Genomic DNA, 13349 nt, shown 5'->3' on the forward strand with positions numbered 1-13349 from the left:
CTCCGGACACGATTGTACAGCTCGATGATGTGTATGAACAGTGCAGACGCCAGGAACTTGTGCATAGCGGATATATGAAAGCGAATGGACATATTTATGAAGAGGAAGACGGTGTGCTCCTTGATCTTTCTCTTGGCTCCGAAGCTATGCTTCATGCAGAAGGCTTTATGTTTCATCCGGCTCTCATCGATGGGAGCGGAGTGGGAGCCAACAATTTGCTTACATCTTTGCTTAAAGGGGAACAGAGGCTGTTTTTGCCTCTGTTCTATGAATCTTTTTCTGCTTCAGCCCTTTTGCAGACGCATTGCATGACAAGAATTAAGCGTTCATCTGTCCGTCAGGAAAAAGAGCTCATTTATGTAACGCTTGAATTTTTTAATGCTTCGGGAGAAAAGGTAGCTGAACTGAAAAACTTCACAAGTAAATTAGTGCGTGAAGCAGAGCTTATTCATGGAGGCCGCAAGGATTTGCCTCAAAGCCAGGAGGCGAGTAAAGATACAGCCGAACTTTCACAGGCTGCAGAAGGAATCAAAGAGGTGTCATCGTCAGCCGAGAGTACGGGGACATACGAGGCTGCTGAACAATTCGTCAGCCAATTAATCGCAGACAAAATCAATAAGCCGGTCGAACAGATTGAAAAGCAGGTCGGCTATTATCAAATGGGCCTGAATTCTTCCGGTTTGCTTGAAGTGGTAGAAACCATCAGTGACAAAATTGGTGAGAACCTTTCACCGACCCTCCTGTTTGAGCATACCACGATTGCGGAGCTGTCAGCGTTTCTTGCCCAGGAGTACGGTGAGCATTTTTCCTCCTCTCATTGTATTGATCAAAATGAACAAAAGCGTGCCGCTTTTCGCGCAATCGATCGCGGTACTGCTGAAAGCCGGAAGAGGCGTGTACTTGAGGATTCTGCCCGAACTGCATCTCTGAAGGAAGCGGAGGGAGACATTGCGATTATCGGCATGGCGGGCCGGTACCCGGAGGCAAACAATATTCATGACTTTTGGAACAATCTGAAAGAGGGGATGGATTGCATTAGCGAGATTCCCGAGTCGCGCTGGGATTGGAGGCGCTTTGAAGGAATCACCTCCCCTTCAGGAAAAAGCATTTCTAAGTGGGGCGGATTTATTGATGATCCTGATTGCTTTGATCCTCAATTTTTCAGAATTACGCCGAGAGAAGCGGAGACAATGGATCCTCAGGAGCGGCTGTTTTTAGAAACATGCTGGGAAACGATTGAGGATGCTGGCTACACGCCGAAGACGTTGGCCAAACCTAGAGGACGGAACAAAAGACAGCATGTAGGCGTTTTTGCCGGCGTCATGCACAAGGATTATACATTAGTCGGTGCTGAAGCAGCATCGAAGGAAAATGTGTTCCCTCTCTCTCTCAACTATGCGCAAATTGCCAACAGAGTGTCCTATTTTTGCAATTTCCACGGTCCGAGTATGGCGGTTGATACGGTATGTTCCTCATCTTTAACTGCCGTACATCTGGCGTTGGAAAGCCTTCGTCACGGAGAGTGCGAGGTCGCATTAGCCGGCGGTGTTAACCTTTCTCTGCACCCGAATAAGTATATGACGTACGGTGTTTGGGATATGTTTTCCACTGACGGGCACTGCCGCACGTTTGGCAAGGATGGGGACGGCTATGTGCCGGCAGAAGGAATTGGTGCGGTCTTATTAAAGCCTTTACGCCAAGCCGAGAAAGATGGAGATCGTATTTATGCAGTAATTAAAGGAAGTGCAGTCAACCATGTAGGAACTGTAAGCGGGATTTCTGTGCCAAGTCCTGTTTCACAAGCTGATCTGATTGAGACATGCTTGGAGAAAACAGGGATTGACCCGCGGACTGTCAGTTATGTGGAAGCGCACGGAACCGGTACATCTTTAGGAGATCCGATCGAATTACAGGGTCTGGTAAAAGCGTTCCGCCAATATACAGAGGATCGTCAGTTCTGTTCAATCGGTTCTGTCAAGTCAAATATCGGGCATGCGGAATCCGCCGCAGGTATCAGCGGTTTAAGCAAAGTCGCCCTTCAGCTTCACCATCAAACCCTCGTGCCTTCTTTGCATTCAGAAGAGCTGAACCCGTACGTAGACTTTGAAAAGTCGCCATTTTATGTGCAGCATAAAACCGAAACTTGGAAGCAGCCTGTTATCAATGAGAATGGTGAGGGAATCATCTATCCGCGCCGGGCAAGCATCAGTTCGTTCGGTGCAACGGGTTCTAATGCCCATATGATTTTAGAAGAATACATTCCTGAAGCAGCGGAGCAGACCGTGTCTGTACCTGACACCACACCGGTGATTATTCCGCTTTCTGCCCGGAATCAAGAACGTCTTCATGTGTATGCGGAACGTCTTCTCGATTTTCTTCATGAGGGTATTGAAATCAGAGATGTAGCTTATACATTGCAGATTGGCCGTGAACCGATGGAAGAGCGGGTTGCTTTTTTAGCAAGCGGGATTCATGAATTGAGAGGTCAATTAGAAGCATATCTAAAAGGACAGGAAACCATTGAGCATTGCTGGAAGGGCCGAATGACAAAAGAAACCGGTGATATTTCACTTTCCGCGGAAACAGTACATAAATGGCTGGAACAAGAAAATCTAAACCTGATCGCTGAAAAATGGGCCGGCGGATCTGCGGTTGATTGGAAGCTCTTATACGGGGGAAACAAACCTAAGCGGATCAGCTTGCCGACATACCCTTTCGCAAAAGTGCGGTATTGGGTGCCGGAGAAAGAGACAGAGACTGACTTGCCAAAACAGAATTTGACCCTAGGCCATGCCATTCATCCTCTCCTGCACGAAAATGTGTCTGACATGTCGGGCGTGCGTTTTCGTTCAGAGTTCACAGGGCGTGAATTTTTCTTAAAGGATCATGTCATTAAAGGTCAGCACATTTTACCCGGTGCAGCCTTGTTAGAAATGGTTCGGGCTGCTGCAGAAAAGGCGGCTGCGAACCAGATGCATGCAGATATTCGTCTTCAGGATATCGTTTGGATTCGCCCTGTTGCTGTCACAGATCTGCAATCAGACATATACGTTCACCTTTATCCGGAAGACAATGGTGATATTTTGTTCGAAATCTGCAGGGAGAGTGACAGCGCGGGGGAGGAACCGGTGATATACGGCCAAGGAAGCGTTGTGCTTTGCCAGACTGAAGAAGCTCCTAAACTGAATATTGAAAAGGTGAAAGCAAGCTGCAGCAGACGCATTCTGCCGCCTGGTGTATGCTATGACGCTTATGCGGAAATGGGAATTGAGTACGGTGACGGCCACAGAGCGATTGATACTATATATGTGGGGGCAAACGAAGCTCTAGCTAAATTGACGATGCCGTCTGTCGTTTCACATACCCAAGATCATTATGTTTTGCATCCGAGCATGATAGATGCGGCATTTCAAGCTTCTATCGGTCTGAGACTTGGAACAGAGGATGCCAGTTTGACAGAAAGACAAGCAATGCTGCCTTTCGCATTGCAGGATATCCAAATTTTCAAAGATTGTGAGACTTCGATGTGGGCTCGCGTGAAATACAGCAAGGACAGTACCGCCGCGGATCGTATTCAGAAGCTTGACATCGATTTGTGTAATGAAGCGGGCCAGGTATGCGTGCGAATGAAAGGCTATTCTGCCAGAACTCTAGAAAACGAGACAGATTTAGCAACTGGCACACTTTTATTCGAGCATATATGGGAAGAAGCAACTGTTTCAGAGAAAAATGAGTTAATGGAATATCAGAGGCATAAAGTTATTGTTTGTGATATGGCAGAAAGGCAAATCGAAAGAATCCGGAACAAGTTTGACTGTACGGTATTAGAAATAAGCGGGCAGGCAGTTCATGAACGGTTTAAAGCGTATGCTTTACAGTTATTCGAAGACATTCAACAGCTGCTAAACTCAAAACCTGGCGGGAATGTGCTCGTTCAAGTCGCTGTTCCTGCATTGGACGAACCGCAGCTGCTAAACGGCTTAGCGGGACTTCTCAAAACGGCCCAGCTGGAAAACCCAGCATTCAATGGCCAGCTGATTGAATTTGATTCAGGGATATCTGCAAGCGATCTGGCCGAAACATTAGCAGAATGCAGGCAATATCCTCATGATAACCATATCCGATATTGGCAAGGAAAACGGTATGTAAGCAAATGGAAAGAGACAGCAGCTGATCAACCGGGCACCGACATGCCATGGAAGGATAAAGGGGTTTATCTGATTACAGGCGGTGCAGGGGGGCTTGGTTTCCTATTTGCAAATGAAATTGCAAACAAAACGCGTGAGGCTGTCATGATTCTCACAGGCAGGTCTCCGCTCAATGAAAGAAAGCAGTCACAGCTTCAGAAGTTACAGAAAATGGGCGCGCGTGTTGTTTATAGACAAACCGATATGACTGAAAAAGAAGCTGTTATGGCTTTAACGAAAGAGATTCAAGAGGACTATGGCGGCTTAAATGGCATCATTCATAGCGCAGGGATTATAAAAGATAATTTCATTATTAAGAAAAAGAAAGACGAGATTCAAGATGTGCTCGCTCCAAAGGTTACCGGCCTGATTCATCTTGACGAAGCAACGAAAGATATCCCGCTCGACTTTTTTATCCTTTTTTCTTCAAATGCCGGGACAGTGGGAAGTGCAGGACAGGCGGATTACGCAATGGCAAATGCTTTTATGAATACATTCAGCGAGTACCGGAATGTCCAAGCAGCACAGCACAAGCGCTACGGGAAAACCCTTTCTATGAGCTGGCCGCTGTGGAAAGACGGAGGCATGCATGTTGATGCTGAAACCGAAAGGGTGCTGACGAGAGATACAGGTATGGTCGCCATGGAAGCAGATGACGGAATTCAGGCATTATACCATGGATGGGCCTCAGGAAAATCGCAGCTGATGGTGGCTACAGGCGTTGTGAGCAAAATCCATTCATTTTTGGATCAAACAGGAAATGGACCATCTCCAAATGGAAAATACAAAAGTGAAATTCAGCATACTGAAAATGCGAGTTCCGTGATGGGAGCCGATGAAGAGATGCTGAGAGAAAAAGCAGAGGATTATTTCAAGAGTGTGCTTTCCTCAGTTACAAAGCTGCCTGTCAGCCAGATTGACGCCGAAGCTCCAATGGAGGATTACGGAATCGATTCAATTATGATCATGCATGTTACCGGACAATTAGAAAAAGTATTCGGTTCATTGTCTAAAACCTTGTTCTTTGAATACCTCAATATTCGGTCATTATCACAGTATTTTACTGAATCACATAGAGAACAGCTGTTACACATCTTGGGGATTGAATCAGAAACATCTTCTTCAATAGAAGAAAATAGAAAGACAGATTCTGAGACCGAAGAGAAAAAAGAAAGTCCGGTTCGCCGCAGAAAGTCCGGATTCGTCCCCAAGCAAAGAAATGGGCAAAAGCAGTCTGCTGAAAAAGAAACGGAAGAGATTGCGATTATCGGAATCTCCGGACGCTATCCGCAAGCAGACAACATCCATGAACTGTGGAAAAACTTGAGGGACGGCCACGACTGTATTACCGAGATTCCTGAAGACCGCTGGGACCACAGTCTCTATTACGATAAAGATAAGGACAAACCAGGAAAAACGTACAGCAAGTGGGGAGGCTTTATTAAGGATGTAGATAAGTTTGATCCGCAATTTTTCCATATCTCTCCTCGTGAAGCGAAATTAATGGATCCGCAGGAGCGTTTATTTTTGCAATGTGTTTACGAAACGATGGAGGATGCCGGATATACAAGAGAGCACCTCGGCCGTAAACAGGATGCTGAACTTGGCGGAAACGTAGGCGTTTACGTCGGTGTCATGTACGAAGAATATCAGCTGTACGGAGCGCAAGAACAAGCGCGGGGCCGGTCTCTGGCTTTACCGGGGAATCCATCCTCTGTAGCAAACCGGGTATCCTATTATTTCGATTTCCATGGACCGAGTATGGCTCTGGATACGATGTGCTCTTCTTCATTGACCGCTATACATTTGGCTTGCCAAAGCTTGCATCGCGGTGAATGTGAGGCAGCTTTTGCAGGGGGAGTCAATGTTTCAATCCACCCCAATAAATATTTGATGCTTGGGCAGAACAAATTTATGTCAAGCAAAGGCAGGTGTGAAAGCTTTGGACAGGGAGGAGACGGCTATGTGCCGGGAGAAGGCGTTGGAGCTGTACTCCTTAAGCCATTGTCCAAAGCGATTGAAGATGGCGATCACATTTATGGAGTCATTAAGGGCACAGCCATTAACCACGGAGGAAAAACAAACGGATACTCAGTTCCTAACCCGAAAGCCCAGGCAGATGTCATTAAAAAGGCGGTTACAGAGGCGCAAATTGACCCGCGGGCTATCAGTTATATCGAAGCGCATGGCACAGGCACTTCACTCGGAGATCCTATTGAAATAACAGGGCTGGCTAAAGTGTTCTCAGAACATACGAAAGACAAACAATTTTGTGCCATAGGCTCAGCCAAATCAAATATCGGGCACTGTGAGAGTGCAGCGGGCATTGCGGGATTAACAAAGGTATTGCTTCAAATGAAATACAGACAGCTGGCGCCTTCCCTTCATTCAAAAGTGCTGAATCCGAATATTGACTTCTTCAATTCTCCATTCAAAGTCCAGCAAGAGCTTGAAGAATGGAAGAAGCCGATCATTGAAGTAAATGGAAAAGAAATTGAATATCCGCGAGTCGCAGGCCTCTCATCATTTGGCGCCGGAGGGGGTAACGCCCATATTCTAATAGAAGAATATGCTTCCAAATCTGAGCCAGAGCATTCTTCAGCGGGACAGGCGGCTGTTATTGTGCTCTCAGCAAAAAATGAAGAGAGACTTCAAAAACGGGCGGAACGATTGCTGGATGCTCTCCGTGAGGGGCGTTATTCTGAAGCCGATCTGCCTCGTATCGCATATACGCTTCAGGTCGGACGGGAAGCAATGAATGAGCGTTTGGCGTTTGTGGCTGAAAATATGCAGAAGCTTAAAGAAAAACTGAATGATTTTATCTCTGGAAAAGAACACATTGAACACTTATATCGGGGACAAGTGAAGCGAAATAAAGAAACCATGGCAGTTTTTGCGGCTGATGAAGATATGGCGAAGACAATTGAAGCATGGGTTCGCAAAGGAAAATTTGCAAAGTTTTTAGACCTCTGGGTCAAAGGATTAAATATCGATTGGAACATGCTTTATCAAAATGGTAAGCCGCGCCGTATCAGCTTGCCTGCCTATCCTTTTGCAAGAGACCGTTATTGGATAGAAGAAACTGTGATGAAGACAGTTGAAAAAAGACCGGTGAAGCCGGCTGCTACATCACAGCCAGTCATCCAAGATCCATTTATTCCGGAAAAAGTCAGCGGTAAGCCTGCCAATATTTCGTTGCAGCCTTTGATGGCAAGCAGTCAGGAAACACCGCAAAGTACATCTGTACCGCTGCAGCCGGTTAGAAAGCAGCAAACCATAACTGCTGAAGTCTTATGTGATGAACTGACAGCAAGCTTAGCAGACGTGTTATATATGGATCAAAATGAAATCGACCCGGACGAGGCATTCATTGATATCGGCATGGACTCCATTACCGGTCTTGAATGGATAAAAGCAATCAATAAGAAATTTGGTACATCGCTTCTTGTGACCAAGGTTTATGATTATCCGACAATCCGTGATTTTGCCGCTTTCTTAAAAGATGAATTAAGCACACAAGCTGATGGAGAAAATGCAGAAAACCATCCGCAAAAATCAGAGGAGACGTATACACCGATACAACGGGAATCCATCTCATCTAAACCGGATAATATTTCGCTGCAGCCTTTAGGCCATCATGAGCCGGAGCAGCAGAAACCAGTTGAAGACATTCAATATGCAGCTGCGGAAATTTCTGCTTCCAGTCAATATGCTGGAACAATTGAAACACTGAATGATGAATTAAAGGAAAGCATTGCTGAAGTGTTATGCATGGATTCCCAAGAGGTCGATATTGATGACACCTTTATCGATATCGGAATGGACTCCATTACAGGACTAGAATGGATAAAAGCAATCAATAAGCAATATGGCACATCATTTTCAGTTACCAAAGTTTATGATTATCCAACAATTCGTCAGTTTGCAAATATGTTAAAAGCCGAGCTTGTCAATCATAGTAATAGAAGTAAAGAAAGAGCGGATGAGCTTTTCCAAGAGAATAAACAGCCTGAAGCAACAGCTAAAGCTAAAGCGAAACCCGCGGAGCGTTCGATTCAGCCCGTTCGGCTGCCAGCGATGAAAGCGCCTGAACAGAAACCAGACCGATCTCATCAAGGTTACCGCGATGATGCGATAGCCATAGTCGGGATGGCAGGCAGATACCCCGGTGCCAAGGATGTAAGAGAATATTGGGATCATCTGGTCAATGCGAGAAATGCGATTCGTGACATTCCGAAATCACGGTGGGATGTAGACAAATACTATGACCCGGCACTGAATCAAAAGGGGAAAGTCTACTGCAAATCACTGGGGATGCTGGATGATATTGAACATTTTGATCCGCTGTTTTTTAATATTCCGCCGTCAGAAGCTGAACTGATAGACCCGCAGCATCGAATCTTTTTGCAGGAAGGCTATAAAGCATTCGAGGATGCCGGATATAATGCGCAAACGTTAAGCAATAAAAAGTGCGGTGTTTATCTTGGCATTATGAGCAATGAATACGGAGTGATGCTGAATCGGAATCAGGCAAGAGCAAGCGCCACCGGAAACAGCTTTGCGATAGCGGCAGCGCGTATTCCGTATTATCTCAATTTAAAAGGGCCGGCGATACCGATCGATACGGCATGCTCATCCTCACTAGTCGGTACACATTTAGCGCGTCAAGCATTAGTAAACAAAGAAATTGATATGGCGCTGGTGGGAGGAGTCACCTTATACCTGACACCGGAATCTTACATCAGTATGTGTGAAGCCGGCATGCTGTCTCCTGATGGACAATGCAAAGCATTTGATAATGGCGCAAATGGTTTTGTTCCCGGAGAAGGGGCAGGAGCGCTCGTTTTGAAACGGCTGAAAGATGCAGAAGCGGATCGTGATCACATCTATGGTGTTATTATCGGTTCGGGCATTAATCAGGACGGGAAAACAAACGGAATTACGGCACCGAGCGTGAAAAGCCAAATGGATCTGGAACGGGATATATATGAGACATATGGCATACATCCTGAAAGCATTAGCTATGTTGAAATGCACGGCACCGGAACAAAACAAGGAGATCCAATAGAATTAGAGGCGCTGTCCACCGTCTTTAAAGAGAAAACAGACAAAAAGCAATTTTGTGCGATCGGTTCAGTGAAAAGCAACATTGGCCATACATCAGCGGCAGCGGGTGTTGCCGGTGTTCAAAAAGTGCTGATGTGCATGAAACATAAAACGCTGGTGCCTACGTTGAACTTCTCTGAACCTAATGAGCATTTTCAATTTGAAGAATCGCCTTTTTATGTAAACACTGAGCTTAAGCATTGGGAAACGGCTGATAGAAAACCGCGGCGGGCCTGTGTGAGTTCTTTTGGATATAGCGGAACGAACGCCCACCTCGTGATTGAAGAATATCAGTCTGATAGAAACAATGATCCATTGCCAGATCGCCATCATTCAAAGTTATTTGTGCTCTCAGCGAAAAAGAGGCAGCAATTGAAGGCTTATGCCCAATCGATGAGAGACTTCGCAGATTCTAATAAAGATATCAATCTGGATGATATGGCATATACCCTTCAGACTGGCCGGGAACCAATGGACTACCGAATGGCATTTTTGGCTGATTCGAGAGAAATGCTTATCAAAACGTTAGAAGACTATATTGCAGATATTCCGAATACGGAAATCTATGACGCGCATGTCAAAACGAAGAAAAGTGAAATGAAAGTGTTTGAAACAGATAATGACGCCAAAATCCTGCTGGAAACGTGGATTGAGAAAAAAAGGCTGGAGAAGCTAGCAGAATTATGGGTAAAAGGATTGCGAATAAACTGGAACAAGCTTTATGGCGATCACGTGCCTCGCCGAATCAGTCTGCCTGCTTATCCGTTTGCAGAAGAATACTATTGGCTCCCAATTGAAGATGCTGCAGAAAAAGACAGCCGTTCGGCATTGCCATCTGCTGTACGGCCTACGAAACAGAGCTTGTTACAAAAACAGTGGCAGGATTGCCCGATTACATCAGCAGAACGTATGAGCCAAACGGTTGCCATATTGGCAAACGCAGAAACAAGGTCATTGGCTGAAGAGCTTTCCCTGTATTTCTCGAGCTATCGCATCATTGACATACAAGAGCTTGAGCATCTGTCAGACGCCGACTGGGAAAATGTCGGCGGAGCAGTGGATTTGATCGGATGCGGAATGAGCCCTGAGCAATCGATAAACTGGATCAGTTGGCTGCAAAAACTGATTGAGCTTGGCCGTAAACACAAGCAAGAATTGACTGTCTTGTGTGTGACGAAGGGGCTCGAGTCTTTTGAAAATAAAGATGTTAATCTGTCCGGTGCATCCCGGGCTGGTCTATACCGAATGCTCCAAAGTGAATACAGTCACCTTACATCAAGACATATGGACACAGACCATGTAACAGCCGAAAAGGAGCTGGCCAGACAGATTGCAGATGAATTTTATGCTGACAGTACAGACACCGAAGTCTGTTATCGAGACGGACGGCGTTATCGCGCATATTTGGACGAGCGAACAGCAGATGCTGTTAATCAAAAAGAATTATCGTTTCCGTCAGATCAGGTGCTGTTGATTACAGGGGGGACAAGAGGGCTTGGAATGGTGTGTGCGCGTCATTTTGTGCAAACATACGGGGTGAAACGATTGGTTCTCACCGGCCGTGAAGTCATGCCCCCGCGTGAACAGTGGGAGTTTCTTAAAGCGAAAAACACGCCGCTTGCTCAGAAATTGAAAGCCATCCAAGAGTTGGAAGAAATGGGCGCTCAAGTACAAGTGCAGTCTCTTCAGCTATCCGATCCGCTTGCTGTCAAACAAAGCATCGAGACGATTCAGCAAACGATGGGAGCGATTGGCGGAGTGATTCATTGTGCCGGGGCTGTGAATAAACATAATCCGGCATTTATAAGAAAATCAGCAGAAGAAATTCAAGCCGTGCTGGAGCCGAAAGTCGGAGGGCTTCAAACCTTATTTGACCTGCTCAAAGATGAGCCGCTGCAATTCTTTGTTTTATTTTCATCTGTATCAGCGACCGTCCCTGTGCTTGCGGCCGGACAAGCTGATTATGCAATGGCGAATGCATTTATGGATTATTTTGCAGAATCACATAAAGATAAATATCCGATCGTCAGCATTCAGTGGCCAAATTGGAAGGAGACCGGCTTAGGCGAGGTTCGAAGCAAAGCTTTAGAACAGACCGGACTGTTAGGCTTGAATAACGAGGAGGGATTGCAGCTTCTGGATCAGATTCTTTCTGAAAAACAGCAAGCTGTTGTCCTGCCCGCGATTCACCATACAGATGTATGGCAGCCGGGTAAGCTCATGCAGCACTCACTGACGGATAAGGCTTTCCAACGTGCTGAGACAAGAAATTCAGACAGCGCTCAAAGCTTGTTCCATGGAACAGTAGAATGGCTTGTGACTATTTTTTCTGACGAGCTGAAGATAGGCGCCGAAGACCTTGAAACTGATGAGCCTTTTCAAGAATACGGAGTAGATTCGATTATTTTGGCGCAGCTATTACAGCAGATTAATCAAAAGTTAAAAGGAGATATCGATCCATCTATTTTATTTGAATACCCCACAATAGAATCTTTTGCAAAGTGGCTGATTTCTGAATATAAATCTGCCTTACCAGATGCTGTACATTCAGCTGACTCAAAAGAACATGCGCCTGATGCGGCATCATTGCCGCCCGATCAGGCTTCCGCGGCGAAACAGCAAATGCAAAAGGCAAGCGATATAAAACCGGCAGTTCATGCAGAAGACATCGCGATCGTTGGCCTGACATGCCGATTTCCCGGAGCGGAAACGCTGGAGGCATACTGGGATTTAATACGTGACGGTCGATCAGAGATCAAACCTGTGCCGCATGAACGCTTTGGCAATTCAAGCTCGTATTATGCCGGGGTAATCGAGGACCTGAACCGATTTGATCCTGATTTCTTCCTGATGTCCGATGATGATGTCAGAGCAATGGACCCGCAGGCTTTGGCAGTATTGGAAGAAAGTCTGAAGCTGATGTATCACGCCGGGTACACCGAAAAGGAAATGAAAGGCATGCGGGCTGGTGTCTATATAGGAGGTCGCAGTCAGCACAAGCCTGATCAATCCAGTCTTTCAAAAGCGAGAAATCCGATTGTGGCTGGAGGACAAAACTATTTAGCCGCTAATATTTCACAATTTTTTGATTTGCGAGGACCGAGTATTGTTCTGGATACAGCTTGTTCCTCTGCATTGGTCGGCATGAATATGGCCATTCAGGCTTTACGAAACGGAGATATCGAGGCAGCGGTTGTCGGCGGTGTCAGTTTGCTCGATACAGATGCACATCGAATGTTTCAGGAGCGCGGACTTTTAAGTGACAAGCCGTCTTTCCATGTATTTGACAAGCGAGCAGAAGGCGTTGTTTTAGGAGAAGGCGTGGGAATGGTTTTAGTCAAAACGGTCAGCCAAGCACTTGAAGACGGAGATTCCATTTATGCTGTCATTAAAGCCGCAGCTGTAAACAATGACGGAAGAACGGCAGGCCCGTCCGCACCGAATCTTGAGGCGCAAAAGGACGTGATGCTGTCGGCGCTTGAGAAAAGCGGCAAAAAGCCTGAAGAAATCAGTTATCTCGAAGCAAATGGATCTGGTTCAATTGTGACAGACTTGCTTGAGCTTAAGGCGATTCAAGCGATTTACCGCTCCCGCTGCAATGCTCCATTAGGATTGGGGTCGGTTAAGCCTAACATCGGCCACCCTTTATGCGCAGAAGGGATAGCAAGCCTGATTAAGGTCGCTTTGATGCTGAAACATAGACAATTGGTTCCGTTCCTGTCAGGTGATGAGAAAATGACGCATTTTAATATTGAGGAAACGGATTTGTATTTTTGTAAAACACAAGCCGAGTGGAAAGAGAAAACGCCGGCTGCAGCAATCAATTGTTTTGCTGATGGAGGAACGAATGCCCACTTGATTATAGAAGCTTGGGATGACTTGGCTGATCGTCCGATCAGAAGAAAGCCTTTGCCGCTGCCGGCACTGCATCGGCGGCCCGTTTTAACAGAGAATCGAGCCCTATCAGCTCAAACTGAGCGGGGACAAGGGTTTTCAGACAAGGGTGCTCCTAAAGAAATGTTTTGGAAAACTTTCAAATAAGAGAGGAGTGGGAAC

The 13349-nt window shown here is 46.1% G+C and carries 1 protein-coding gene (only partly in view); it reads left to right on the forward strand.

Going from position 1 to position 13349, the window contains the following annotated elements; translation table 11 throughout:
• Nucleotides 1-13334, forward strand: the 3' portion of a protein-coding gene (locus CJU60_RS11815) for a type I polyketide synthase (RefSeq protein WP_095713871.1). Its footprint begins 406 nt before the window's first position; only the last 13334 of its 13740 coding nucleotides appear in the window; its start codon lies off the left edge, out of view; it ends in the stop codon at nucleotides 13332-13334.
• Nucleotides 13335-13349 lie beyond the last annotated feature (15 nt).

The sequence above is a fragment of the Bacillus sp. 7705b genome (assembly GCF_002289525.1).
Classification (GTDB): Bacteria; Bacillota; Bacilli; order Bacillales; family Bacillaceae; genus Bacillus; species Bacillus halotolerans.